Below are 25,853 nucleotides of genomic sequence, written 5' to 3'. Positions count from 1 at the left end.
CGCCGGGATCAAATACGTTGGCCATCCCCCGAGTTGGTGCATACCTTTCTGTCCGTGACCCGACGCCGCCGTGCCGCACCCGTCGCGCCTGTTCCCCGGCCTCCATCTCCGCCCGGGCTGTTCTCCCGTACGTATCTGGCCGCGACCGCGAGTTTCGCGGCGGTGATGTTCCTGAGCGGGTTCGCCGCGCTGGCGGTGATGCCGTTGCTGCCGGTGGCCGCCAGGGATCTCGACGGGGTGGTGCTGTATCCGCTGGTGGCGGGGGCGTTCGTCGCCGCGAGCCTGCTCGGCGGGGTGCTGGGCGGGACCTGGGCGGACCGTGCCGGGCCTCGTCGGCCGCTGATGGCCGGGGTGGCCCTGACCGTCGTCACACTGCTCGTCTCCGCGACGAGTACGACCATCTGGCAGCTGGCCCTGGGACGATTCGCGGACGGCATCGCGGCCGGACTGGTGGCCGTGGCGATCAACGTGGCCATCGGGCAGGCCTACCCGGATCACATGCGTGCCCGCGCCCTGGCCCTGATGAGCGCCTGCTGGATCGTGCCGTCACTGGCCGGTCCGCCGCTCGCCGGGCTCGTGGCCGCGTGGTGGTCCTGGCGCGCGGTCTTCTTCGGCCTCGCGGGCCTCACCCTGCTGCCGGCGGTGACAGCGGTGCTGCTGCTGCGCGGGCGGGGGCCGGAGGGTGGAGCGGTAGCTGCGCAGGACGCCCGAGGGCCAGAGGGGCCGGTGCGTCGGCCGGCCCTGTCCGCCGCGCTGGCGGTGAGCGTGGCGGCGGCGCTCGCTCAGTACGGCGTCTCCGCCTGGGACGTACGGCATGTGGTGTGCACGGTCTCCGGACTGGCGCTGCTCGTGGTGTTCGCGCCGAGGCTGCTGCCGCCGCGTACCTGGCGAGCCGGGCGCGGGCTCCCCGCGACGGTGCTGCTGCGGGCGCTGACGTCCGGCGCGTACTTCACGCTGGAGGCGTTCGTACCGCTGATGTTGAGTACGGCTCGACGGGTGCCGGGCGTGGTGACGGGGCTCGCCTTCACCGGGGCCGCGCTCGCCTGGGCCGGGGCGTCCTGGCTCCAGGGACGCCTGCAGGACCGGGTGCCTCGGCACCGGCTCGTCGCCGTCGGGGCCGGGATGATGGCGGCTGCGGTCGTGTCGGCCGTGGTGTGCGTCCTGCCCGTGGTGCCCGCGGCCACGGCGGTGTCCTCGATGGTGCTGGCCGCTGTCGGCATGGGACTCGCTACGCCTTCGCTGACCCTGCTGTCCCTCAACCACGCCCCGGCCGGCGGGCAGGGCTATGCGAGCAGCGCGATGCAGACCGCGCAGAACCTGGGCCAGACGATCGTCCTGGCCCTGGCCTCGGCCCTGTTCAGCGCGGTGTCGACGGCGACGAACAGTCAACTCGCCCCGTTCGTCTGGGCGTTCGCGCTGCTGGTGTTGCCGGTCACCGCTACGGCCCGCCTGGCGGCCCGCACACGGACGGCAGGACCGGAGCGAGGACACGCCTCCGGATCGGCCGTCACCGCTTGCCCTGCTGAACCCGTTGACGAGAGATAGATTCCGAGACCTGCCGGTCTACCGGCCGACTGCTGGGCCTGTGCGCCGGCTCGCGGGATGCTGGGTGGGTGGGTGCCCCGACCCGAACGGGAGGCAACCACCGTGAAAGCCATCGTGCAGGACGTCTACGGCCCGGCTGACGTACTGGAGTTGCGGGACGTCGACCGCCCGGTGCCCGGCCCCGACGAGGCACTGATCCGCGTGCGGGCCGCCGGCGCAGGGCCCGACGTGTGGCACCTGATGACCGGCCTGCCCTATCCCGCGCGGCTCGTCTTCGGGCTGCGCAGGCCGAAGAACCCCGTCCCTGGCTGGGACGGCGCGGGGGTGGTCGAAGCGGTGGGCCCCGGCGTGACCGACCTCGAACCCGGAGACGCCGTCCACGGCGAATGCCGAGGCTCCTTCGCAGAGTTCGCCCTTGTCAGGGCCGGCAGGATCGCGCGCAAACCCGACTGCCTCACCTTCGAACAGGCCGCCGCCGTCCCCTGCTCCGGTGTCACCGTCCTCCAGGCGCTGCACACCAAGGCCGGTCTGCGGCCGGGCCGGCAGGTCCTGGTCGTCGGCGCCTCGGGCGGAGTGGGCAGTTTCGCCGTCCAGCTCGCCACCGCGCACGGCGCCGAGGCCACCGCCGTCTGCGGTCCGGACGCGGCGGACTTCGTCCGTTCCCTGGGGGCCGTCGACGTCATCGACTACACCCGCGAGGAGATCACCGACCGCCCGCGCAGATACGACGTCGTCCTCGACGCCGCTGGCAACCGCAGCGTCTCACTCCTGCGCAGTGTCCTCACTCCGCGCGGCACCCTGGTCCGTGTCGGCGGCGAAGGCGGGAGCCGCTTGTTCGCCGACGCGGGCATCCGTCTGGAGATGGGGCTGCGCTCGCCGGTCGCCGGAAGCTCCGGGGCATGCTCACGGTCGTACGCCGTGCGGACCTCCTGACGCTCGACGCGATCATCGACAAGGGCGAACTCACTCCCGTGGTCGACCGCACCTTTCCACTGGCCGAAGCCGCCGACGCCGTCCGCCACTTGGAGAACGGCCATCCGCAGGGCAAGGTCGTCGTCACTGTCGCGGGACCGAGGAATTGACCGTCGACTGCCACAACTCCCGCGCCTCCGCCGCGACTCCGGGCGCCGCCAGCAGCAACGGCTCGTCGTAGGCCGGGAGTTCGGGCACCGCGACCGCCCCTGCCTCCGTCGCGATCAGCAGCGCCGGGAGACCGTCCACCGGGTGGAACTCACCGATCGCGGCGGCCGCCGCCCGGCCCGCCGCGACCTGCACCAGGGACAGGGCCGTCGAACCCATCACGCGTACCGTGCAGTGCCGGTCGGCCAGTCGGGCCAGCAATGCGTCCAGGCCCGGCCAGTGCGCGTGCGCCGCCCACTCCGTCATGAACACATGGCCGGTCAGCGTCGCGTGGTCCGCCGCGTGGATCGGGACGCCGTTCAGGTAGGCGCCCCTGCCCCGTACGGCCGTGAACACCTCGACCCGCCACGGGTCCGCGACCAGACCCAGCAGAGGGGAGCCGTCCGGCCGCGCGAGGCCCAGCGAGAAGGAGCACCAGCCCAGCCCGTGGGCGTAGTTGGTGGTTCCGTCCACGGGATCGATCACCCAGTGCGGGGCGTCCGACGCGCCCTCCTCGACGCCGTACTCCTCGCCGTCGATCCCCCAGCCGGGGAACTCGCGCCGCAGCACCGACCGTACGTGCCGCTCCACAGCCTCGTCCGTGTCCGTGACGATGTCGGCCGGGCCCGCCTTCTGCCGGACCGGGCCAGAGGACCCTCCGTTCCCGCCGCGGATCGTCTCCGATGCCCACTCGGCCAGCTCCACGGCCACCCGAAGCGCGGCATCCAGGTCATGCTCGTTCGTCACTGCTCTTCACCACTCCAGTACTGTGCGGGCGAACCTTCCCGTGTCGGCCTCGATCCAGGAGATCACGTCGGTGTACGGCTGCGTCGGCGGCCTTGCCTTCGGCGAGCCGTACGCCGGGACCACGGACGCCTCGCGGTACGGGGTGCGGGCGTGGTTGGCGGTACATGACGTGCGATATGGCACGGTTGCGGTTCGTATAGGCGGTATGCGACGACGAATATCAACCTGGGACGGGCTTTCCCGTCTGTGCATGGCCGTGGTGCTGTCCGGCCTTCTCCTCACCGTGACCGGTATGGCCCCCCCGCCGACCACGGCCGAACCCGGACCCGTGCGGGGCAGCGCCTACATGGGCATCGGCGTCATGGCCCACGACGGGACGGGCGGCAGGACCGGCGCGGTGTCCCCGGAGGAGCGGGCCGGGCAGACCGAGGGCGTCGACGTCTCCAGCTATCAGAGTGACGTGGCGTGGCCCACTCTGTGGAGCGCCGGTACCAGGTGGGCCTACACGAAGGCCACGGAAGGTACCTCCTACCGGAACCCGAACTTCGGCGACCAGTACGAAGGCGCGTACGACGTCGGCATGGTCCGCGGGGCCTACCACTTCGCCACGCCGGACTCGGGCAGCGGAGCCGCGCAGGCCGACTACTTCGTGGACCACGGCGGGGCCTGGTCGGGCGACGGCCGGACACTCCCGGGGGTACTCGACATCGAGTGGAATCCCTACGGGGACTCCTGCTACGGCAAGTCCACGAGCGGCATGGTCACCTGGATCGGTGATTTCCTGAGCCGCTACAAAGCCCGTACCGGCCGTGATGCCGTGATCTACACGTCCACCAGCTGGTGGAGCAGCTGCACCGGCGGCTACCGGGGATTCGGTGCCACGAACCCCCTGTGGGTGGCCCGGTACGCCTCGACCGTGGGGGCGCTTCCGGCGGGCTGGTCGGCGTACACGATGTGGCAGTACACGTCGACCGGGCAGACGGTCGGTGACCACGACCGGTTCAACGGCTCCCAGGACGCGTTGCGCCGGTTCGCCGCCGGCTGACAGGCGGGTGCCGGGGGCTCCGGCCCCCGGTCCCGACCTCGGCGGCGGGTTGTCATCCGTTCTTGGGGTACGCCGGTCCGGCCAGCAGGACGGGCTCGATGGCTTCGTACCGGCTGCGTGCGCGCGTGTTGGACCTTCTGCGGGACAGGACAGTGGCGACGAGGCCGCTGAGGAACCCGGCCGGGACGGAGACCAGGGCGGTCGTGGTGAAGGGGAACCAGTTGAAGTCGGCGTCGGGGAAGGCGGATTGAGGGGTGCCGGAGACGAGGCTGGTGCCCGGGAGGAGGACGAGGACGCTGACGGTTCCGCCGATGAGTGTGGCCAGCAGGCCGGCGCGGGTGTAGCGGCGCCAGAAGAGGCTGTAGAGGAGCGCCGGGGCGATGGCCGAGGCGCCCAGGCAGAAGGAGAGGATGGCGAGGGGCTGGAGACTGCGGTGCTGGGCGAGTACGGCCAGCGCGATCACGGGGATGCCCACGGCCAGGGCGGACAGGCGGGCCAGCGCCATTTCGCGCAGCGGCGGTGTGTCGGGGCGGGCGGCGATGTCGTGGGCGAGGGAGTTGGCGCAGGCCAGCGTCATGCTGGCCACGGAGGCCAGCAGGGTCAGGAAGATGGCCGTGGTGACGGTGGTGAACAGCAGGCTCTCCGGACGGGAGAGGTCGGTGCCGAACGCGGCGCGCGCCCCGAGGAGATAGGCGGTGGAGCCACGCGGGTCCGCGGTGGTGATGGTTTTCGCTCCGATGAGGGCGGTGGCGCCGACCGCGACGACGGTCATGACGGCGATGAACAGCGCGACCGCCGACACGGCCCAGGACATCGCACGACGTACCTGCCGGGTACTGCCGGCGGTGTACATGCGCATGGTGACGTGGGGGAGGGACGCACCGCCGAGCACGATGGCGCACTGGGTGCTGACCATGTCGAGGGCGGGGTGCCGTCCGCCGGCGAACTGGAGCCCGTAGCGCAGGTAGTTGTGGCCGGCCCCGCTGTTCTGCGCGGCCGTCCGGAACAGGGCCGGGGGGCTCCAGCCGAAGGTGTGCAGGATCAGCGCGGCGACGACCAGGCCCGAGCCGAGGAGGATCACGGTCTTCAGGATCTGGATCAGTGCGGTGCCGCGCATGCCTCCGAGAGCCGCGTACGTGATCATGAGCGCCCCGGCCCCGACGACACAGCCGGTGCGCATGGTGCTGTCGGAGAAGCCGAGGACGTATGCCAACAACTGTCCTACGCCGGCGAGTTGGACGACCATCATGGGCACCAGTGCGGCGAAGGTGACGGCGCAGGCGGTGATGCGGACCGCGCGGCCGGGCATACGGCGGGCGAGCACGTCGCCCATGGTGAACCTGCCGGTGTGGTGCAGCGGTTCGGCCAGCAGGAACATCAGGAGCAGCAGGGAGAGCAGGGTGCTCAGGGCCAGGACGACACCGTCGTAGCCGCAGAGCGCGATGATGCCGCCGACGGTCAGAACGGTGGCCGCGGAGATGTAGTCGCCGGCGATGGCCAGGCCGTTGCGCAGCGGGGAGAGGAACCGGTAGCCGGTGTAGAACTCGTCGAGGTCGTCGCGGTCCGGGCCGGTGACCACGCACAGCAGCAGGGTGAGGGTGACGACGCTGAAGAACGCCACGAGTGACCAGGACTGCGCGGCGCCCTTGAAGTCGGTCACGGCAGGACCTGCTCGTCGCGGGGGTACGGCGTCTGATGGCGCACCCGCTGGGCGAGGGGGTCGACGTGGCGTCGCGCGGTGTACTCGTAGAAGAGCACGGCCAGCCAGGTGACGGGGAGTTGGACCAGGGCCAGACAGAGGCCGGCGGGCAGGCCGCCGAGGGCGGGGGCGGTCATCACCGAGGGGAGTGCGACGGTGAGGGTGAGGAAGACGGCGAAGTAGCCGAGCGCGGCGAGTGCGGCGACGCGTCGCTGCCGGCGGCAGGCCCGGCGCAGAAGTCGTAGATCGCGGTGGGGGCCGGTCCATGAACGGGCCCGCACCGACCGCCAGTTGGTGTTGCCGGTGCTGTGGGCGGCGGGTGGCGGCGAGGGCGGGATGGGGGAGGCGTGTCGTGCGGGCCGGTGGCGCAGCGGGTGTAACTCGGAGCTGTCGGCGGACATTCCAAGATCTCCTAGTGGGTCGTGGGCCCCAACAGGTGCCGACCGCGAGAACGCGGGGGAGCGGTCCTGGTCACCGCACGCTATGCGGGCGCCGGAGCCCGCGCAGGACTTCCGGCGAACTCCCTGGTGAGAACCACTGCACCGCGCTGACCTCGGATGTTGTGGATGTGAGGGGTGAGATGAAACATCACGGGAGTGCCGTGTGAGGCACGTCTGCTGAAGGCGTTCCTGTTGTCCTGCCAGGTGCGGGGCCGATCAGGTCACCCGGCCCACGAGTACGGAGACCTGGACGCTTTCGGGATACGGGCCGGACGGGAGCGACCGGTGAATCCGCTCGGCGAACGCGGGCCGATCCTCCTGCCCGGGCAGCTTGTCCGCGGGGATCGCGGAGTAGACACCGCCGATGATTTCGTCGATGCTCAGCTCGTCGCCGTAGTCGATCACCGTTTCCCGCACATCCGTGAACCCGGCGGCACGGAGCGCCTCCGCGTATCGGCGCCGGTCGTCCGCGGCGGTCCCGCACGTTGCCTCCAGCCTCCTGCCGAAGTGCTCCTCCAGGCAGGCCCGCAGCGCGTGTGACCAGGCACAGTCCTGCAGCCACAACGGTGTGCCGTTGGCCACCACGGCGACACCTCCGCCCGCACGGAACAGGGGCGCCAACGTACGGAAGAGCTCCTCGTGCCGCATCCAGTGCAGGGCCTGCCCGATCACCGTCATCGCCAGGGATCCCCGCCCCACCAGCGCTCCGAGCGCGGGGACGTCGCTGTCGGCGCCCAGCACCCAGGTCACATTGCGCACGCCCTGCCCCGCGGCCGTCTCCCCGGCGAGCCGCAACATGTCCGGTTCCGGGTCCATGCCGATGACGGAACGGACCCGGGAAGCAAGGGGAAGTGAGAGCTGGCCAGTGCCGCATCCGAGGTCGAGCACGATGTCGTCGGCGTCCAGCGCGAAGGCTGTCCGCAGAGCCTCGATGACCGGAGGCGGATAGCCACGACGGTACTTCGCGTAGAACTCGGCGACCTCACCACTGAAACCCACACCCACAGTCATGCCCCTCACCCTGGCGAGGGCGGGCCGATCAGGACAGCTCAGCAGCACGCGGATCGCTACCAGCAGAAAACTCCCGCACCCATCGCACCTACTGAAGGACTCCGACAGCGGACCAGGCGTCGAGAACCGTGCGATGCTCGTCGCCCTCGCCGTAGAGGCGGAGAGCCGCGGTGGCCGTCAGGCGGGCGAAGTCGGCGAACTGTACGTTCTCGTCGAGTTCGGCGCTGGTCAGGGCCGCCCACCAGATCTGTCCGGCCCGTTCCCACGCCTTGCCGCCCAGCCGCTCGGCGACAAGGTAGAAGGCGTGGTTGGGGATACCCGAGTTGAGGTGCACGCCTCCGTTGTCGCGTTCCGTGTGCTGGTAACCCTCCATCGTCCTGGGCTGCGGTTCGGTGCCCAGAACGGCGTCGTCGTAAGCGCTGCCGGGATCCTTCAGCGAACGCAGCGTGTCGCCGTGGATGCCGGGAGCCAGCAGCCCGGCGCCCAGGAGCCAGTCCGCCTGATCCACGGTCTGATCCAGCGTGTACTGCTTGAGCAGTACTCCGAAGACATCGCAGATCGAGTTGCGCAGGGCGCCGGTCTGTCCGTAGTAGGGGATCAGGCTCAGTTCGCCGAGTCCCTTCCAGATCTCGACCCCGATGATGTCGACGCACTTGCTGAACCGGGTGAAGATCTGGTCGTCGCCGTCCCCGAGGACCAGGACCTCACCGTTCCAGAACGCGTTGTTGTAGTGCCGGTCGTAGTGGACGACCGCCGCGATCGGTCCCTCGCCGGGCCTCGCGACGTACTCGCGGCCGAAGACCTCCCGCAGAAACTCCGACGCGGCCAAGAGCCCCTCGTACGCCTCGTCGACGGCCGGGTCACCCACCGGACCGTGACCAGTTGAACGGGCCACCGTGGAGAGGCGGTTGAGATCCGTGCCCCACCGTGCGTCGAAGACCACGTGCTTCACGTCCTCGGCCGACGCCATGTCCGGATTCCGTACGACGCGCCCCTCCTCCACGTACACCTCGGCACGGCGGAGGACGAACTGCGGCGGGGCCTGATCGGTCAGCCGTTCCAGCAGGAGCAGCGGGACCACGCTGGAGCGCAACAGTGCGGGTTCCAGCGGACTGGCGCTGCGGTCGACCAGTTCCAGCCGGCTCGTCCACGCCCGGATCTGGCCCTTGGAGATCCGGGCCACCTCGCCGATCTCCGTGATCGCCCGCACCAACCGCTGCACGGCGTCGCGAGCCAGGTCCTCGCGAGCCTCCTCGGAGACGGTGTCCCCGGTGATGAACGGCATTGCCTCATGGGTCGCGGCCCTGAAGATCACGTCCGGCTCCGCCGGCACGGCACTGGCCGGATCGCTGACCGGCGTGTCCGTCCGACTGCCACTCGTCGTCGGCCTCCTGGCCGTCTTTGTTGCCGTCGCCGCCGCGACCGCCGAGACGCGCTTCGGGAGAGCCGACGACAAGCACCCGTGACCGTACCGAGGGAATCTCCACCCAGATTCTGACCATGTCGGATTCCAACGCGGGCGTCAGCACGTTCCAGGATCCGTACCCGGACAAGGGAATGGGCGTCTCATGGCGTCAGGATGACCCGGTGCTGGGAGATTCTTGCCGGAACCATTGCCGCGCCTACCGGTTGTACAACCACTTCGAGAGGTAGGCCGTCGGCTCGACGTGTTTGCGACGGGGTTTGCGCACAAGGGCAAGGCGGGTCGGTTCGTTCCGGAGCCCATACATCCCCCTGGGGTGCCGTCGCCGCACGCGCCTCTGGGTGAACTTCGCGTTCAGAAAGTCCCGTTGGCCTCGTTGACATGCCATCAGCACACACGTTTCACTCGACACTCGTGCATGGCAACGTTGTCAGGCCGTCGGGGGCGACCGGAACTGTTGCCTGTCGCCGGCGTTCCGGGATCCCGGTGCGTCGGCACCTGTTGTGCCAGGCACGAATTGCTGCGGAGGCAACCGATGGTGAGACCCCGACATTCAGCTGCGCCACGTGACCGCATGAGATCCCGCCGATATTCGGCCCTGTTCTGCGTCCTGGGCATGGCTGTTCTGCCACTGCCGGCAGTGGGCAACGCCTATGCCGCGAGCGGCGCGACGCCGGCCCTGGTGACGGACCCCGCGTCCCTCGTCAACCCCCTCATCGGCACCTCCGGTGCGGTGGACACCTTCCCCGGCCCCGACATGCCGGCCGGGATGGTCCAGTGGGGCCCCGACACGACGCCCGACCGGCCCGACGGCGGCGGCTACGAGTACAACGACAAGAAGATCTCCGGCTTCAGCCTCACCCACATCTCGGGCCCGGGCTGCCCCGTCGCGGGCGACCTGCCCGTCCTGCCGGTGACCGGCGCACTGTCGGGCGACCTCGGCACCACGTCCGCCGGCTTCAGCCACACCGACGAGCAGGCGGGCCTCGGCTACTACAAGGTCACCGACGCGAACGGCGTCAGGACCGAGCTGACCGACACCACCCGCGCAGGGCTTGGCCGCTTCACCTTCCCCGCGGGGCAGCAGGCCAACCTGCTGTTCAAGCTCAGCGGCGGTGCCACCCAGATCGACGGGACCCGCGTCCAGGTCGTGAACAGCCAGGAGATCAGCGGCGCGATCGACAGCGGTCACTTCTGCGGCGCCGCCAACAGATACACGCTGCACTTCGACATCAAGTTCGACCGGCCGTTCGCCGCGAGCGGCACCTGGGTCGGCGGCACCATCACTCCCGACGCGAAATCGCTGAAGGCCGGCAAGGTCCAACCGGCCACGCGGACCTCGAAGTCGGCGCCACTGAAGGAGAAGCACTTCACCGTCCCGGCGAAACCGGCCCCGACGATCCACACGAGCGCGAACCAGCACTCCGGTACGCCGTCCCCGGCAGCGAGCGCCGGTGCCGTACCCCGCTCGACCGCCACGGCCAAGGCCGCCCAGCCGCCCACCACCGGCGCGAACGGCATGTACCTGACCTTCGACACCACCGCGAACCCCACGGTGAACGCGAAGGTCGGCATCTCGTACACGAGTGACGCCGGAGCGGCGAACAACCTCTCCACCGAGATCAAGAAGTGGGATGTCGCCGCCGTCGAACAGGCCAACCACGACGCCTGGAACACGGTGCTGACCAAGCTTCAGGTCGGCGGCGGCAGCTCGGACCAGCAGACGCAGTTCTACACCGCGCTCTACCACGCGCTGCTGCACCCGAACGTCTTCTCCGACGACAACGGCCAGTACATGGGCATGGACAACCAGATCCACACGCTGGCCAAGGGACAGAAGGCCCAGTACGCCAACTACTCCGGCTGGGACACCTACCGCTCCCAGACGCAGCTGATGGCGATGGTCGAGCCGAAGGTCGCCGGTGACGTCGTCACCTCGATGCTCAACGGGTACGACCAGACGGGCCTGTTGCCCAAGTGGGCCTCGAACAACGGCGAAAGCTACGTGATGGTCGGTGACCCGGCCGCCGGCATCATCGCCGACGCGTACGCCTTCGGCGCGACGAACTTCGACACGGCCAAGGCACTCGCCGCCCTCCAGCACGAGGCCACCGTCCCGAACAACGACCGCCCCGGCGAGTCCGTACGGGACGCGAAGGGCTACCTCCCGCTCGACGAGAACGACTACAACTGCTGCAACTTCTACGGCCCCGTCTCCACCCAACTCGAGTACGACTCCGCCGACTACGCCCTGGCGGCCTTCGCGAAGTCGCTCGGCAACACATCTGTCTACGAGAAGTTCGCCACCCGCGCCCAGGACTGGATGAACGTCTTCAACCCGCAGACCGGCTACATGCAGGCCAAGAACAAGGACGGCCAGTTCGCGGGCGGCTTCACCCCGGGCACCTCCAACGGCTTCGTGGAGGGCACCTCCGCCCAGTACACGCCGATGGTCCCCTTCAACCTGCGCCAGCTCATCCAGGCACGCGGCGGCGACACGGCGTACTCGACCTACCTGGACAGCCTGCTCGACAACATCACCCGCCCCGGCAACACCGACGCCGACCTCAGCAACGAACCCAGTGTGGAGATCCCCTGGGAGTACGACTACACGGGCCAGCCGTGGAAGACCCAGGCGGCCGTCCGCGACGCCCAGCAGAACCTGTACTTCGACGCGCCGGTCGGCTCGTTCGGCAACGACGACCTCGGCGCGATGAGCTCCTGGTACGTCTGGTCCGAGCTCGGCATGTACCCGGAGACCCCGGGCACGGACACCCTGGCACTCGGCAGCCCCGCGTTCCCCGAGGCCAAGGTGACCCTCGGCAACGGCAAGACCGTGGGGATCAACGCGCCGCAGGCCGCGCCCGACGCGCCGTACGTGCAGGCGCTCAACGTCAAGGGCAAGGCGTGGAACACCTCCTGGCTGGGCTACCAGCAGTTGCAGGGCGCGGGCACGCTCGACTTCACGCTCGGCACCGTGCCCAACAAGGCCTGGGCGTCCGGCCCTTCGGCGGCACCGCCCTCGGACACCACGGGCGGCGGCCGGGTGCTGGCCGCGACCGGCCCCTCCAACGGCCTGGTGCTCCAGCCGGGCGCGTCCGGTGACGGCACGCTCGACCTGACCAACCTCGGCAGTACGGCCGTCACGGTCGACTGGAAGGCGACGGCGCCCTCCGGCGTCACCCTGGACACGGCGTCCGGCTCGCTGACGGTACCCGCCGCGGGCAGCGCCGAGGCGAAGGTCAAGGTGACGGCGGGCGCGGACGAGGGAACCTACCCGGTCGCCTTCGCACTCACCGACCACAGCACCGGTACGGCACTGAGCGGGGCGACCCTCCGCGTGGCCGTGGCCAAGGCCGGCGCACTGTGGCCGTACAACACCAACGAGGGCATCTACCCCGACGGCACCTCCTTCTCGGGCGGATTCGACAACGGTGGCTGGGCGTTCTCGCAGAACGCACTGGCGGCGGCCGGCGTCACGAGCGGGTCCACCGTCACCGCCGACGGCATCTCCTACACCTGGCCGACGGTGACGTCCGGGCAGCTGGACAACCTGGAGATGGCCGGCCAGACCATCCCGATGCCGTCCGGCGCGTCCGGCGCGTCGCTCGGTCTGCTGGGCACCGCGACCAACGCGCCGACCGACGGCAGCGGGGTCTCGGGCACAGTGACCGTCACCTACACGGACGGCACCTCCTCGCAGGCGACGATCGGCTTCTCGGACTGGACGCTCAACGGCGGCGGCAGCACACCGCTCGCGGGGGACACGACGGCCGTCACGACCGCCTACCGGAACACCGGGAGCGGAGGCCGGGACACCGTGAAGGCCTATGTCTTCGCCACGAAGGTCCCGCTGGACGCGTCCAAGCAGGTCGCGTCGATCACGCTGCCGGTGACGGGCTCGACGGGCGCCGACCACCTGTTCGCGTACGGCTTCGGCCAGTAAGGCAGTTGAGGCACTGGCGGTCCTGACGACGCCGGGCCGGTTCCCGGACGCGAGCCCGGGAACCGGCCTCTCAACTGTCTTCTCCCGACCCATTGTGGTGAGCCCTGTGCACCTTTACTGTTCGGCTTTGCCTGAGTCTGTTTGATGCTGTTCGCCCAGTGGGTCTGGAGGCCGCCGTGCGGGGTAGTCGGAACGGTTCAGTGGGTGCGAGACCCGGTCGACGCCGGTGGTGGCGGGCGGTCCTCGCGACGGCCGCGACCATCGCCCTGGCGGCGGGCATGACCGCGCCGGCCGCGGCGGTGGCGCAGGACATCGGCGAGCGGACGCCTGCCGTCAGTCCGGACGCTTCCGCCGTCGCTCCGCAGGCGCACACCGTGACTCTCGACGGCTACTCGTTCCTCGTCGACGGCAAACGCACCTACCTGTGGTCCGGCGAGTTCCACTACTTCCGGCTCCCGAGCCAGGACCTGTGGCGCGACATCTTCCAGAAGATGAAGGCCGCAGGCTTCAACTCCACGTCCCTGTACTTCGATTGGGGCTACCACTCGCCCAAGCCGGGTGTCTACGACTTCACCGGGGTACGGGATGTGGACAAGCTCCTCGACATGGCCCAGGAGGCCGGCCTCTACGTCATCGCCCGACCGGCGCCGTACATCAACGCGGAGGTCGACGGCGGCGGACTGCCGGGCTGGCTGACCACCAAGGCCGGGAACAACCGCAGCGACGACCCGCAGTTCCTCAAGTACGCGGACGAGTGGCTGACGCAGATCGACCGGATCATCGCCCGCCACCAACTGACCAACGGCACAGGGTCGGTGATCGCCTATCAGGCCGAAAACGAGTACTACAACGGCTCGGCCGCCGGCCGCTCCTACATGCAGCACCTGGAGGACAAGGCCCGCGCCGACGGCATCACGGTCCCGCTGACCGGCAACAACAACGGCACCTTCAACTCCGGTGCCGGCGCCCTGGACGTCGACGGCCCGGACTCCTACCCCCAGGGCTTCGACTGTTCCAACCCCTCCAAGTGGAACGGCGTCCCGGACATCAGCTACGACCACCCCGCCGGAAAACCGCTGTACTCACCGGAGTTCCAGGGCGGCGCCTTCGACCCCTGGGGCGGGCCGGGCTACGACAAGTGCGCCCAGCTCATCAACGACCAGTTCGCCAACGTCTTCTACAAGCAGAACATCGCCGTCGGCGCGACCGCGCAGAGCTTCTACATGACCTACGGCGGCACCAACTGGGGCTGGCTCGGCATGCCGCAGAACTACACGTCGTACGACTACGGGGCCGCGATCCGCGAGACCCGCCAACTCGACCCGAAGTACTACGAGGACAAGCTCATCGGGTACTTCACACAGTCGGTCGCCCCGCTGACGAAGACCGAGGCGATCAGGGCCACACCGCCGGACGACTCCGCGGTCGTCGACACCGCCCGGATGAACCCCGACACCAAGACACAGTTCCACGTCCTGCGGCACGGGAACTCCACCTCCACGGCCGTCGACAAGACCCACATCTCACTCGACTTCAACGCCCAGCCGACCGCCGACACCACCTACACCTGGGACGACCCCGACTCCGCGCTGCAGTACGCCGGTTCGTGGTCGCACGTGGCCAACACGAGCTACACCGGCGGCGATTACAAACACACGGAGTCGTTCTCGAACAAGGCGGGCGACTCGCTCACCGTCCCCTTCGACGGCACCGCGATCCGCTGGATCGGCTCGAAGACCAACAACCACGGCAACGCCGACGTCTACCTCGACGGCACCAAGGTGGCCACGGTCGACGACTCCGGCAGCGAGAGCCAGGCGGTGCTCTTCCAGAAGACCGGCCTGCCGCCCGGCGCGCACACGCTGAAGATCGTCGTCGCCGGGAACCACAGCTCGGGATCCACGGACAACTACGTGGCCGTCGACGCCATCGACGTACCGACGAGCGACTCCGCCGCGGAGCCGACCTACCCGGTCGTGCCGCAGCAGCCCGGCACCGCGATCACCCTCGACGGACGCGACTCCCACGTGATCGTGGCCAACTACCGCCTCGGCGAAGCCCAGTTGCAGTATTCGACCTCCGAGATCATGACCAGCGCGACCATCGGGGACCGGGACGTCGCCGTACTCTACGGCGACGAGGGCAGCGACGGTGAGACGGTCCTCCGCTACGCCACCGAGCCCACCGTGACCGCCAGCGGCGGGACGGTCACGACCAGTTGGGACCCGTCCACCGGTGGCCTCCGCCTGAACTACACGCACAAGGGCCTGATCCGCGTCAGCATCAGCGGCGACGGAAAGCGCCCGCTCCTCCTCCTGGTCGGCGACAAGGCCACCGCGGAGACCTTCTGGCGCCAGGACACCGCGAGCGGCCCGGTGCTCGTGCGCGGCACCCACCTGCTGCGGACGGCGACCAGCCTGCACGGTGGCCACACTGTGGCGCTCACCGGCGACAACGCCGACGGCAAGGACATCGAGGTGTTCACCTCCGCCGCCCAAGTCACCTGGAACGGGAGGGCGTTGGGCACCCACGCCACCGATACGGGGAGCCTCACCGGGAAGATCCCGGTGGCCGCCCCGGTACAACTGCCGACGCTGACGAACTGGAAGCACGCGGAGGAATCCCCCGAAGCGGCCCCAGGTTTCGACGACACCAGCTGGCAGGTGGCCGACAAGGCGACAACCAACAGCGTCTCCGGCGTCAACTCGCTACCGGTGCTCTACGCCGACGACTACGGCTTCCATACCGGCAACACGTGGTACCGGGGCCGCTTCCGCGCCACCGGCAAGGAGACCGGCATCCATCTGGTCTCGGACTCGGGAGGAGGCGCGCAGGCGTTCTCCGTCTGGCTCAACGGAACCTTCCTGGGCAGCTCCACCACGGGCAGCGGTGACTTCACCTTCCCGGCCGGCGCGGTGAAGTCCCAAGGGGACAACGTCATTTCAGTGCTCACCGTCAACATGGGACACGAGGAGGACTACAACTCGACCAACGGCAACAAGGCCGCGCGCGGCCTGACCAGCGCCTCCCTCGTCGGCGCACCGCTGACGTCCGTCACCTGGCGCCTCCAGGGCGTCCGGGGCGGCGAGGACCTCCAGGACACGGTCCGCGGCCCGCTGTCGACGGGCGGCCTCTACGGCGAGCGGGCCGGCTGGTCCCTGCCGGGCTACCCGGACGCCGACTGGAACCGCGTGTCCCTGCCGACAACCGACACGACACCCGGTGTCTCCTGGTACCGCACCGACGCCAAGCTGGACCTGCCGCACGGTCAGGACACGTCACTTGGGCTCACGTTCACCGACGACCCGGCACGCAAGTACCGCGCCACGATCTTCGTGAACGGCTGGCAGGTCGGCAACTACGTCAACTACCTCGGCCCGCAGCACACCTTCCCGGTCCCCAACGGGATCCTGAACCCGAACGGCCACAACAGCATCGCCATCGCCGTGTGGAACCTCGACGGCAGCACCGGTGGCCTCGGCAAGGTCTCACTGACCGACTACGGCAGCTACGCCTCCTCCCTGCGCGTCGCACAGAACGACAGCCCGCGCTACGACGCCGGTAGCTACGCCATGCCGAAGCGTCCGGGAGCGGACGTCACCCTCGACGTGCCGGACACCGCCCAGCCGGGACAGGCCTTCACCGCCCGGACGACGGTCCGGGTGCCGAAGGACGGACGGCCCGCTTCCGGACTGACGGCGTCGCTCGCGGCGCCGGACGACTGGAGCGTGAGTGCCACCAGCCCCGTGTCGGTCAAGCGCCTGCTGCCCGGCACCTCGACCACCTTCACCTGGCAGGTCCAGCCCCCGGCCGGAACGCTGCCATCGGCCTCGGCACTCACCGCCACCGTGCACTACCGGCAGAACGGACGGCAGGCCGTCGGCGGCGACGAGCGCATCGTCCGAGGGATCCCGCCGGCTCCGCCCGCCGGGCAGAGCGACGTGAGCGGTCTGCCGTTCCTGTCGTCCACCAACGGGTGGGGCCCGGTGGAACGGGACACCAGCGTCGGCGAGCAGGCGGCCGGCGACGGCCGTCCGATCACCATCGCGGGCGTCGGCTACGCCAAGGGCCTGGGCACCAACTCCGTGAGCGACGTCGAGCTGTACCTCGCCGGACAGTGCTCGCGGTGGACGGCGTACGTCGGCGTCGACGACGAAACGAACGGCGCGGGCACTGTGACGTTCTCCGTGATCGCCGACGGCAAGACCCTGGTCACCACCCCGACGATCCGCGGCAAACAGGCCGCGGTGCCCATCGACGTCGACATCAGCGGCGCCCAGGTGCTCGACCTCAAGGTCGGCGACGCGGGCGACGGCAACGGCAACGACCACGGCGACTGGGGGACGCCCACGCTGACGTGCGACTGATCGAGAGTCAGGGCAGCGTGGGCGTCCCTACTGCTGGTTCTTCCCGTTGCTCATGCCTCGAGCGGGTCCGGGCCTCGCACAGCGCTGGTCAGCGGGGCCAGGACGCGCCATCCGATCCGCTCGTACAGGGCCCGGCCGTCCGGCGTCGCGCCCAGCACGCCGACTGCGGCCCCCTGTCCGGCCGCGACATCGGCGAGCGCAGCCATCACCAGGCGTCCCAGGCCGCGACGCCGGTGGGCCGGGTCGGTCTCCACCTGGTCGACGACGGCGGTGGATCCGGTGACGGCGATCTGACCGCGTGCGGCGAAGGCGCCGTCCGGGGTGCGCACCAGGGCGCGGGTCACGCCGGCGCGGTTCCAGGTGCGCAGCCGGTAGCCGACGGGCACCTCGGCGTGCGAGGCGCGCAGCTGGGCCGACATCAGGAAGCCGGGACCGGCTGCCAGGGACCAGCCGGGGGCCAGCCAGGGGGTGAGCGACTCCGGTGCCACGAACACCTTCAGCCAGACGTTCGGGGCGGTGGCGTCCTCGGTGATCTTGCGGACGGTCGGCTCGTCGGCGGTGGTCAGGACGTGGCGCATGACGTGCTTGGACAGGCCGACATCGATGGTGAAACCCCAGGGGCTGGGCGCCGGTTCGGCCGCGCCACGCGAAACGGCCCAGCCGTCGACCCACGCTTCTACGGCTTCAGCCGTGTTCCTGAAAGACAAAGCCTCTCCCGATGTAAGTAACGGTCGCGCGTTTCACCTATTACATCAGGAGTGGCGGCGGCTTGCCAGGGGTGAATGGGGCAACCGTGGCCTGCCTTCATGGGTCTAGCCCCCGATGACACACCATCAGGTCCGGCCGTTTGGGGAAGCGGCGGACCCAGCGTCCCGAGGGGGGACCTCATGCGCATGCGCCCGGCCGTCGCCGCAACTTTCCTGACAGCCACTCTTTCCGCATCGATGCTTCCGGCCGCCGCCCAGGCGGCGGACAGGGCAGTCGCCGACGACACCACGTTCTCGAACGTGGTGGTCAACGGAGGCAAGGACATCGTGCTCGGTCTGACCACCAGAAAGACCGTCACGATCACGTGGACCGCCCACGACCCTCAGGGCGTTGCCGCGTCCTGGGCCTACCTGTGGCACGGCCCCAACACGGACGACGCCGACGGCGCCCTCCCGCTGTACCCGCCGACGGGAACCTGCGTGGTGTCGTCCGCGGACCCGACCACCTCCACGTGCAAGGTGAGCCTCGCCGTGGACGCTGCGCGGGACTTCGACCACAACGGCCTCGCCGGAGCCTGGAAGGTGCTCGCCGGGGCGCAGGACACCACGGACGAATGGACGGAGATCGACGAGGCCGGCACGGCGAACTTCAAGCGATACGCCAAGGTGACCGTCAATGCCTCGCCCGAGCCGGTGAAGAAGGGCAGGACCATCACGGTCACGGGCAAGCTGACCCGCGCCAACTGGGACAGCGGCACCTACACCGGCTACCAGGACCGGCCGGTCCAACTCCAGTTCCGCAAGAAGGGCAGCTCCGTCTACACCACCCTGAAGACCGTCACCAGCGGCGTCGGCGGCACGCTCAAGACCACCACCAAGGCCAAGGCCGACGGCTACTTCCGCTTCGTCTTCACCGGTACCCCCACCACCGGTGCGTCCACGGCGACAGGGGACTTCGTCGACGTCAGGTGACGAACCGCGCCCGCTCCCACCCGCTCGGTCCTCCTCGGCATGGGCGTGATCACGGCCGTCGCCTTCGTCGTCGCGCTGTTCGGCCTGCGCCGCGGAGTCCAGCAGGAACTGCCCTCGGACAAGCGGGAGTTGAGGGCGGCCCAGGCACCTGGAGAGGGAGACTGAAGAGCGGTTCAGGTGCCGTACGACGGTCGGCGCCCGCCCGGGGAATCGGTTCCGGCGGTCAGGTCGCGTCCAGCGGCTCCCAGGTGGCCCGGACCAGCGCCCGTTCGGTGCCGGCCAGGTAGACGGCCGCGGCGAGCCAGGCGCGCGCGTACCCGTCCGGGTCGGCTTCCTCGGTGCGGCCGAACACATCGCGCCCACGCCGGTCCGCCTCCGCGGCGAGCGCGTGCGACAGATCAGCGGCCGTCCGGAATCCGGCCCGCCGCAGCGCTACGACGGCCCCGGCCCGGTCGCCGTCACGCGCGGGCTCGGCGGCGGCCCTGCGCCCACCGGACACGGCGACCTCGACCAACCTCCGCAGCCGCCACAACGGCGCCTCGGTCACCGGGTCGGACGGGATGCGGAGGAGCCCGGCCGTCTCCGGGAGAGCGTCGGCGGGCGGCAGATGGCTGCCTTCGATGCGGTCGTAGCCCAGATCGGCATGGCCCTGCCACTCCGCGGGCAGCCGCAGCGTCGCCGTAGTCTCATCCGGTTCCGGCGCTGGGCCGACGGCGAGTGGCCGGAGCGTGGCCGCGCGATCGGGATCGAGGCGGCCGACGACGCGCAGTCGCAACCCGGGGCGGGACGCCAGTCGGCGAAGGTTCGCGGTGTGGCCGAGGTCGGGGTGACCGTTGGCCGGCAGGAGGCGGATCAGAAGGCCGTCCGGGTCCGCCCGGCCGGAGGTCAACTCCTGTGCGAGCAACTGCTGGTCGACGACTCCGACGATGACCAGATCACAGCCGATCAGCTCACCGGCCGTCCGTTCGGCCCCCTCCGGATCGCTCACCGGAGCGTTCCCGAGCCGGGCGGCGACGGCCTCGGCGAGCGGCCGGGCGAACAGGGAGGCCAATGCGCCCGAGGTCCAGGACCGGCCCGCGACCGGCGTCGCCCGGACTCCCTTGCCCGCACCGAGACGACCGTCCGAGGACAGCGTCGCCCCCGAGATCAGCAGCCCTCCCCGGGAGAGCCCGGCATGGTCGACGCTTCCCGAACCGAGCGCGACCGTGGCTATGGCGGCTCCGCGCGCACGGGCGGAACCCCCCGGCTTCACGTCCGCCACGGTGAACCAGCGCCCGTCGTCGGAGATGACATGGGTGACCACCCCGCCGTAACCGGTGGCGGAGATCACCGGCTCCCGGCACACCCCGTGCACGCGCAGCGCGCCCTCCGGCCGGTAGTTGCGGCGGGCGGTTCCCACCAGCGCCGGGGCCGGATCCGCTGCCGCCAACAGGCTCGTGGTCAACAGCAGTTCACGCAGATCGGCGACCAGGTCGGCCAGCCGGTGACCGTCATGACGGGACCGCGCGCCGCGCAGGCCGCGGACCACCCGCAGCGCCGCCGCCTCGGCGCGGTGCAGCCCGGCGAGGCGCGCGGTGTGCGAGGCGCGCAGCACCTCCGCCTGCGCCACCGCGCCCGCGGCGGGCACCCCGGCGGCCAGAACGGCAGCCGCGGCGGCCCACAGCGAGCGGGCGGCGGTCAACTGAGCGTCCGTGGGCCTTGTTTGCGGCGGGTGTGCGGCGATGTCCGGTCCGGGCACACCGACGACGGCCTGGACAGTGTCCTGCGCCGGTGACTCGACCTCCGCAGAGGTGTCGCCCTCCTGGGCTACGGCCGTCTCCGAGTCTGCCACCGGACACGCGCCGAGGACAGCGGCGAGGTGCAGGCATCTCGGGGCCAGGAGACAACTGCACACGGCCTCCCCGGCGTCCGTGACCGCCCCGGAGGGACCCGGCGTGAGGACGACCTCCGCGTCCTCACCGCACCGCACCCGGCGCACGGCGCCCTCGACGGTGACGGGTGCGGCCACGTACGTCTCGATCGCGGCGTCCAGCTTCTTGCGCAGTCGGGAGGTCAGGGCCTCCACGGCGGCAGCGGCCACCTCGGGCGTCACCGGGGGCAGTTCGGGGTTCATCGGGACTCTCCGCGAAGGCGTTCGCCCACCCAGCGGGCAAGGGCGAGAGGACTGAGGGCGGCGACGGGCATCCCGGCCGCGACGAGTTGCTGGGCGACGGGCACGGAGTAGCGCGGGGTGCCGGAGTCGTCCAGGGCGGCGCAGCCCATCAGATGCACCCCGGAACTCGCGAGCGCCCGTACCTCGCCCAGAAGCCCGCCCAGTGGATAACCCTCCTCGAAGTCGCTCACCACCACCACGAGGGTCCGGCTGGGTACGGTCACCAGGGATCGGGCGTGGGCCAGACCGGCCGCGATGTGCGTGCCGCCGCCCACCCGCACCTCCAGCAGCAGGGACAGCGGGTCCTCGACCTTGTCCGTCAGGTCGATCACGTCCGTCGAGAACGCCAGGAAGTGTGTGCTGAGCGTGGGCACTCCACCCAGTACGGCGGCGGTCAGCGCCGACCAGGTCACGGAGGCCTCCATCGACCCGGACACGTCGACCACCAGGATCAGCCGCCAGTCCGCCTCCTTGCGCGAACGGGTGCTGAACACCGGCCGCTCCGGCACGACCAGGGTGCTGCCGTCGGCCCTCTTGCGGGCGTGGACCAGGTTCGCGCGCAGGGTGCGCGGCAGGTCGATCCGCCCTCCCGGACGGCGAGTCGGTCGGGGGGTGGCCAGTCCGCTCAGCGCGGGCCGCATCCGGGTGGCCAACTCCTTGGCCAGCTCGTCGACCAGCTGGCGCACCAGCGGTCGCAGCCGGGCCAGTTGCTGCTCGGGCATCCCGCCGGCCAACGACAGCACGGATGTCAGCAGATCGACCGAGGGACGTACGGACTTGGGGTCGAGTTCGGCCAGCACGTCGCTGCGACCCTGATCGGCGGCGCGGGCGAGGACCTCCTCGCGCACCTCCGCGCCGAACAGCGCCTGGAGTTCCTCGGCCCACTCACGCGCGGTCGGGAAGGAGACGTCCTGCCCGCCGGGACCGCTGTCCCGGCCCAGGTCCGAGGAGCCCTCGCCGCGACCCCTGCCGTACAGCTCGTCGAGCGCGTGCGCGTAACGGCGGGCGCCCGCCGACAACTTGTCGCTCTCCCTGCCGAGGAGCAGACGCCACCGGTCCGTCGGTGTGAGACGGAGCTCGTCATTGATCGACGGGTCCGGCACCGGCACGGGACGTGGGGCGGCGGTCTCGGGCTCCGGCGACTCGGTGGGCCGGGGCGTCGGGGGTCCCGCCCGCAGCGCGCCCACCGCCGTACGACCGGCCTCGTCCGCAGCCGCCCACAGGGCCAGCAGTCGCGGGGAGGCGGACAGCGTCAGGTCGAGGCGGTCGCCCAGCCGCTCCGTGACCGTGTTCAGCAGACGGTCACGGCCCGCCGGGGACAGCGTGTCGAAGCCGCCGCGCAGGGCGGGCAGCCGGTCCAGGAACGCCTGGTCGCCGAGCGAGTCGACCCGGTCGAGCAGTGGGTCGAGCGCGGTCGGCGCCGACTGGAGCAGCGGTGCGGCCCCGGTCAGCAGTCCGGCGAGTCTGCGGGCCAGCGCGTGCCGTCCGTCGGGGCCGGTGGCGGCATCGATCCAACCGGCGGCCCGTGCGCCGAGAACGTCGGCGTCGTCCAGGTCGAGCAGGACCCGGCAGCCGAGAGCGGCTCCCTGGACGAGGGGCGAGCCGGTCTGCGCGAGACCGCCGAGGGCTTCGTCCATGCGCAGTCCCAGTCGATGGTCGGCGGCGCGTGTGGCCAGGGCGACGAGCGCTGCGGCCTCCTCCGCGTCGTCGCTGCCCGCCAGACCCGGCAGGGACCGTACCGCCGACTCCAGCAGACCGGCGGCGAGTACGCCCGCCGCCTGTCGGGTCTCGGGCGTGGTGCCGGGCAGATGGTCCCGGCGCAGCGCCTCCAACAGGTCGAGTCCGGTGAGGAGTTCGGGGAGCGTCGCGGAGGTGGGCAGCACCTCGGCGGCCTCGGCCAGCCGCTGGGCGACCAGGGCGGGCAGATCGCAGCGGGCGGCGTCCCGAAGTCCCGTCAGGACGAGGGCACACGTGGGGCCGCCCTCCGCCGACACCCTTCGGAAGGTCTCCCGCAGCGTTCCCTCGGCCGCCAGCGCGGCGGTCACGCCCCGCACCCCGGCCAGGTCCAGCCGTACGGGCACGGACGGCACCCACGCCAGCCGCCACCGCGTGGTGAGCGCGGCGGCGTCGCCCGTACCGGCCACCTCGACCGGCTCGCCGTATCCGACCCCGCACACGTCGAGCCTCCTGAGGAGGATCTCGCGCCGGTTGTCGAGGGCCGAACGGAGCGGGTCCAGGCGCAGTTCACGCGAAGCGGGGTCGTCCGGGCCGGGCAGTCGCAGGGCGGCGAGTTCGGCCTCGACGGAAGGGCCGAGCCCGGAGCGCGGGGTGCCCGGCGCGACCCGGCCGCGATCGGTGCCCACCAGGACCACTTCCAGGGCCCGTGCGAGAGCACGGCCCCGGCCGAGCGGCTCGCCCTGCCCCATCACGGACGTCAGCGCCTCCAGCACCTCGCCCCGGCCCGGTGCGGGGAGCCCGCGCAACCGCGCGAGGTCGCAGGCCACCCGCAGTGTTTCGCGGGCCTCGCCGGTCCCTGCCGTGTGCCCCGCCGCGCGCAACTCCCGGCACACTCCCGTGATCGCCCGCGCGGCGGCGTCGTAGAGCAGCTCGGGATCGCCCGCCGCACCGAACACCGCCTGCTGCCAGCGCGGGTCGCGGATCCCGGCCGGATAGCCGGACCGTGAGTCCAGCAGATCGAACGAGTACGGGACCAGGGAGGTGGTAACGGATGAGGGCTCCGTCGGGAGCGCCGAGCCGGCCGATGCCCGCTCCTGTGCGCCCGCCCCGTCAGCAAGCGCCGGTGCGTGGAAGGCACCGATGACCGCCGCGACGCGGCGTCCGCCGGTCGCCGCGAGGGCGATCGTCTCCCGCATATGGGCTTCGCGAGCCAGGTCCACCACGGGCACACCGCCGGACGACCCGGCGTCCTGGCGCAGCGCCCAGCCGACGCCCAGGGCGGCCCGGCGCAGCGACTCGGGTGCGCAGCCGGGGGCGAGGACCTCCACGCTGCGGTCCCACAGGTCGTCCCCGTCACGGCCGGTCCCGGCTGCGGTGAGCGCCTGCGCGAAGGAGGTGGGCGCCGGCCGGTCCTCCACCTCGGCGCGCTCGGGCACCTCCGCGTGCCACCGCGCGTCGGCCATCGGCAGGTCGCAGCAGACGACCTCCACACCTCGTTCCCGGGCCCAGCGGACCGCGGCGAGTTCGGGCGAGAAGTCGGCGAACGGGTAGAAGCCGAGCCGTCCGTCCGCACCGGCACCCGCGAGTGCGACCGGCGCGAGCGTGCCGGGCGCGCCGAGATGGGTCAGCCACGGCTGGAAGTCCACCGGCAGTTCCACGCACACCACCTCGGCACCGGCCGCGTCCAGGAGCGCGGGCACGGCGGCGGCGAGCGCCGGGCTGTGGTGTCGTACGCCCAGCAGGTACGGCACCGCTGAGTCGGCCAGGGCGTCGAGCGCGGCCCGGGGGTCCTGAGCGATCGTCACCGAAGGTTCTCCCGCAGGTCCCAGAGGCGGCGCCAGGTCGCGGAACCGTCCTCGGCGCGGCGGCGCACCGGGCCGTCCCAGTAGCCCAACAGGCGTGCGTGGTCGGTGGGATCGTCCTTGCGGACCACGCCCAGGAGATGGCCGGGCACCAGGTCGAGGGGGTCCCCGGCGGGCAGGTAGGCGGTGGCCACCCCGAGGGACACGGCGACCTGCACCGCCTCCGCGGTGGACATCACCGTGCCCGGACGCTCCACGTCCCAGCCTTCGGCCGAACGCCCGGCCCGCAGATCACGGAAGACGGTCACCAGGACGTCGAGAACGGCGTCGTCGACGTCGAAGGCGGCGCCCGCCCGTTCGACGGCCGCGACAGCCTGTCGTTTCACGAGCGCGGTCTCGGCGTCGACGTCCGCGATCGGATGCACCGTCTCGAAGTTGAAGCGCCGCTTGAGCGCGGCGGACATCTCCGACACACCGCGGTCGCGGAGGTTGGCGGTGGCGATGACGGTGAAGCCGGGGGCGGCGGCGACCTGCGCCTCGTCCGTGCCGGACAGCTCGGGCACGCTCATCCGCCGGTCGGAGAGGATCGACACCAGCGCGTCCTGCACCTCCGGCAGGCAGCGGGTGATCTCCTCGACGCGCGCCACCAGTCCCGAGCGCATCGCGCCGAGCACGGGCGAGTCCACCAGCGCCTGGGGAGTGGGGCCCTGGGCGAGAAGGAGGGCGTAGTTCCAGCCGTAGCGCAGGGCGTCCTCGGTGGTGCCCGCGGTGCCCTGCACGGTGAGCGCGCTGGTGCCGCAGACGGCCGCCGCCAGCAGCTCCGAGAGCATCGACTTGGCCGTGCCCGGTTCACCGACCAGCAGCAGTCCGCGTTCTCCGGCGAGCGTGACCACGCACCGTTCCACCAGGGCGCGTTCACCGACGAACTTGGGGGCTATCACGAGTTCGCGGGGCAGCGTCTCGTGTGGCTTGGAGAGCTTCAGTTGTTCGCCTGCGCTGCCGCACACGAAGGTGATGACGGATCGGGGTGTCAGCAGCCAGCCGGGCGGACGCGGGCCCTCGTCGTGGGCGGCGAGGAAGGCGAGTTCGGTGGCGTGGCGCTCTTCAGCGGGCAGCGTCTGCCGGTCGGGCAAGGCCGTCGCCGTGTCGGTGAGGGTCATGAATGTCCTTGCTGGGTAGGTCTGTTGGTCGTTGATGAGGG

Annotated in this window: 19 protein-coding genes; 9 read left to right on the top strand and 10 right to left on the bottom strand. The window is 70.9% G+C overall.

Features of this window, described 5'->3' with window-relative positions; translation table 11 throughout:
* Positions 1-165 precede the first annotated feature (165 nt).
* The 3 genes from OH768_RS01245 (at position 166) to OH768_RS01235 (ending at position 2,627) form a co-directional block, all read left to right on the top strand.
* On the top strand, positions 166-1,545 hold the full coding sequence (locus OH768_RS01245; protein WP_406465093.1) for an MFS transporter: 1,380 nt from the start codon (positions 166-168) through the stop codon (positions 1,543-1,545).
* Positions 1,546-1,647: 102 nt separating this feature from the next.
* Complete coding sequence (locus OH768_RS01240; RefSeq protein WP_406449078.1) at positions 1,648-2,478, top strand: NAD(P)-dependent alcohol dehydrogenase; 831 nt, start codon at positions 1,648-1,650, stop codon at positions 2,476-2,478.
* Entirely contained in the window at positions 2,445-2,627 is a 183-nt protein-coding gene (locus OH768_RS01235; protein ID WP_406449076.1) for a zinc-binding dehydrogenase, read from the top strand. The genes OH768_RS01240 and OH768_RS01235 overlap by 34 nt, the downstream gene beginning before the upstream one ends.
* On the opposite strand, the gene OH768_RS01230 is transcribed toward OH768_RS01235, so the two are convergent.
* Together OH768_RS01230 and OH768_RS01225 are read right to left on the bottom strand one after the other, a co-directional pair.
* Positions 2,602-3,411, bottom strand: coding sequence for an inositol monophosphatase family protein (locus OH768_RS01230; protein ID WP_406449074.1), 810 nt, complete (start codon positions 3,409-3,411; stop codon positions 2,602-2,604). The two genes, OH768_RS01235 and OH768_RS01230, sit on opposite strands and share 26 nt — an antisense overlap.
* 6 nt (positions 3,412-3,417) lie before the next feature.
* Positions 3,418-3,594, bottom strand: a complete 177-nt coding sequence (locus OH768_RS01225) for a hypothetical protein (RefSeq protein WP_406449072.1) — start codon at positions 3,592-3,594, stop codon at positions 3,418-3,420.
* A 67-nt stretch (positions 3,595-3,661) separates the two neighbouring features.
* Here OH768_RS01225 and OH768_RS01220 point away from each other — a divergent pair, with 67 nt between their 5' ends.
* Positions 3,662-4,456 carry a lysozyme gene (locus OH768_RS01220; protein WP_406449070.1) on the top strand — a complete coding sequence of 265 codons (795 nt, stop codon included), beginning with the start codon at positions 3,662-3,664 and terminating at the stop codon, positions 4,454-4,456.
* A 52-nt stretch (positions 4,457-4,508) separates the two neighbouring features.
* On the opposite strand, the gene OH768_RS01215 is transcribed toward OH768_RS01220, so the two are convergent.
* The 4 genes from OH768_RS01215 to OH768_RS01200 all read right to left on the bottom strand — a co-directional run bounded on the left by OH768_RS01215 (position 4,509) and on the right by OH768_RS01200 (position 8,891).
* Positions 4,509-6,116 (bottom strand): cation acetate symporter, encoded by a 1,608-nt coding sequence (locus tag OH768_RS01215; RefSeq protein ID WP_406449068.1) that lies wholly within the window; start codon positions 6,114-6,116, stop codon positions 4,509-4,511.
* The gene (locus OH768_RS01210) at positions 6,113-6,556 is read right to left on the bottom strand and encodes a DUF485 domain-containing protein (protein WP_406449066.1); all 444 of its coding nucleotides are present in this window, start codon (positions 6,554-6,556) and stop codon (positions 6,113-6,115) included. Before OH768_RS01210 ends, OH768_RS01215 begins: the two co-directional genes overlap by 4 nt.
* A gap of 255 nt (positions 6,557-6,811) precedes the next feature.
* On the bottom strand, positions 6,812-7,606 hold the full coding sequence (locus OH768_RS01205; RefSeq protein WP_406449064.1) for a class I SAM-dependent methyltransferase: 795 nt from the start codon (positions 7,604-7,606) through the stop codon (positions 6,812-6,814).
* Between the two features lie 88 nt (positions 7,607-7,694).
* The gene (locus tag OH768_RS01200) at positions 7,695-8,891 is read right to left on the bottom strand and encodes a M4 family metallopeptidase (RefSeq protein WP_406449062.1); all 1,197 of its coding nucleotides are present in this window, start codon (positions 8,889-8,891) and stop codon (positions 7,695-7,697) included.
* Here OH768_RS01200 and OH768_RS01195 point away from each other — a divergent pair.
* The 3 genes from OH768_RS01195 to OH768_RS01185 all read left to right on the top strand — a co-directional run bounded on the left by OH768_RS01195 (position 8,881) and on the right by OH768_RS01185 (position 17,342).
* Complete coding sequence (locus tag OH768_RS01195) at positions 8,881-9,072, top strand: hypothetical protein (RefSeq protein ID WP_406449060.1); 192 nt, start codon at positions 8,881-8,883, stop codon at positions 9,070-9,072. The two genes, OH768_RS01200 and OH768_RS01195, sit on opposite strands and share 11 nt — an antisense overlap.
* A gap of 573 nt (positions 9,073-9,645) precedes the next feature.
* A complete protein-coding gene (locus OH768_RS01190; RefSeq protein WP_406449058.1) occupies positions 9,646-12,975 on the top strand; it encodes a lectin in 3,330 nt (1,109 codons plus the stop codon).
* Between the two features lie 278 nt (positions 12,976-13,253).
* Entirely contained in the window at positions 13,254-17,342 is a 4,089-nt protein-coding gene (locus OH768_RS01185; RefSeq protein WP_406465091.1) for a beta-galactosidase, read from the top strand.
* Between the two features lie 50 nt (positions 17,343-17,392).
* Here OH768_RS01185 and OH768_RS01180 read toward each other — a convergent pair whose 3' ends face one another.
* Positions 17,393-18,049, bottom strand: coding sequence for a GNAT family N-acetyltransferase (locus tag OH768_RS01180; protein WP_406449056.1), 657 nt, complete (start codon positions 18,047-18,049; stop codon positions 17,393-17,395).
* Positions 18,050-18,229: 180 nt separating this feature from the next.
* On the opposite strand from OH768_RS01180, the gene OH768_RS01175 reads away from it, so the two are divergent.
* Both OH768_RS01175 and OH768_RS01170 read left to right on the top strand, forming a co-directional pair.
* A complete protein-coding gene (locus OH768_RS01175; RefSeq protein WP_406449054.1) occupies positions 18,230-19,021 on the top strand; it encodes a hypothetical protein in 792 nt (263 codons plus the stop codon).
* Positions 19,022-19,060: 39 nt separating this feature from the next.
* Entirely contained in the window at positions 19,061-19,186 is a 126-nt protein-coding gene (locus OH768_RS01170; RefSeq protein ID WP_406449052.1) for a hypothetical protein, read from the top strand.
* Between the two features lie 58 nt (positions 19,187-19,244).
* Here OH768_RS01170 and OH768_RS01165 read toward each other — a convergent pair whose 3' ends face one another.
* Genes OH768_RS01165 through OH768_RS01155 form a run of 3 tightly spaced genes read right to left on the bottom strand, consistent with a single transcriptional unit; the run spans position 19,245 to position 25,812 of the window.
* Positions 19,245-21,134 carry a hypothetical protein gene (locus OH768_RS01165; RefSeq protein ID WP_406449050.1) on the bottom strand — a complete coding sequence of 630 codons (1,890 nt, stop codon included), beginning with the start codon at positions 21,132-21,134 and terminating at the stop codon, positions 19,245-19,247.
* A complete protein-coding gene (locus tag OH768_RS01160) occupies positions 21,131-24,655 on the bottom strand; it encodes a vWA domain-containing protein (RefSeq protein WP_406449048.1) in 3,525 nt (1,174 codons plus the stop codon). The genes OH768_RS01165 and OH768_RS01160 overlap by 4 nt, the downstream gene beginning before the upstream one ends.
* On the bottom strand, positions 24,652-25,812 hold the full coding sequence (locus tag OH768_RS01155) for an AAA family ATPase (RefSeq protein ID WP_406449046.1): 1,161 nt from the start codon (positions 25,810-25,812) through the stop codon (positions 24,652-24,654). The genes OH768_RS01160 and OH768_RS01155 overlap by 4 nt, the downstream gene beginning before the upstream one ends.
* Between the last annotated feature and the right edge of the window lie 41 nt (positions 25,813-25,853).

Origin of the sequence: Streptomyces sp. NBC_01622, assembly GCF_045209635.1 — a bacterium.
Taxonomy (GTDB): Bacteria; Actinomycetota; Actinomycetes; order Streptomycetales; family Streptomycetaceae; genus Streptomyces.
This window is presented reverse-complemented; position numbering and strand designations above follow the sequence as displayed.

Excerpts from the sequence above, each read along its gene's own strand:
- OH768_RS01245 (WP_406465093.1), top strand. The coding sequence starts at position 166 with ATGTTCCTGAGCGGGTTCGCCGCGCTGGCGGTGATGCCGTTGCTGCCG.
- OH768_RS01235 (WP_406449076.1), top strand. The coding sequence starts at position 2,445 with ATGCTCACGGTCGTACGCCGTGCGGACCTCCTGACGCTCGACGCGATC.
- OH768_RS01220 (WP_406449070.1), top strand. The coding sequence starts at position 3,662 with ATGGCCGTGGTGCTGTCCGGCCTTCTCCTCACCGTGACCGGTATGGCC.
- OH768_RS01210 (WP_406449066.1), bottom strand. The coding sequence starts at position 6,556 with ATGTCCGCCGACAGCTCCGAGTTACACCCGCTGCGCCACCGGCCCGCA.
- OH768_RS01205 (WP_406449064.1), bottom strand. The coding sequence starts at position 7,606 with ATGACTGTGGGTGTGGGTTTCAGTGGTGAGGTCGCCGAGTTCTACGCG.
- OH768_RS01195 (WP_406449060.1), top strand. The coding sequence starts at position 8,881 with ATGAACGGCATTGCCTCATGGGTCGCGGCCCTGAAGATCACGTCCGGC.
- OH768_RS01200 (WP_406449062.1), bottom strand. The coding sequence starts at position 8,891 with ATGCCGTTCATCACCGGGGACACCGTCTCCGAGGAGGCTCGCGAGGAC.
- OH768_RS01190 (WP_406449058.1), top strand. The coding sequence starts at position 9,646 with ATGGCTGTTCTGCCACTGCCGGCAGTGGGCAACGCCTATGCCGCGAGC.
- OH768_RS01185 (WP_406465091.1), top strand. The coding sequence starts at position 13,254 with ATGACCGCGCCGGCCGCGGCGGTGGCGCAGGACATCGGCGAGCGGACG.
- OH768_RS01175 (WP_406449054.1), top strand. The coding sequence starts at position 18,230 with ATGCGCATGCGCCCGGCCGTCGCCGCAACTTTCCTGACAGCCACTCTT.
- OH768_RS01170 (WP_406449052.1), top strand. The coding sequence starts at position 19,061 with ATGGGCGTGATCACGGCCGTCGCCTTCGTCGTCGCGCTGTTCGGCCTG.
- OH768_RS01165 (WP_406449050.1), bottom strand. The coding sequence starts at position 21,134 with ATGAACCCCGAACTGCCCCCGGTGACGCCCGAGGTGGCCGCTGCCGCC.
- OH768_RS01155 (WP_406449046.1), bottom strand. The coding sequence starts at position 25,812 with ATGACCCTCACCGACACGGCGACGGCCTTGCCCGACCGGCAGACGCTG.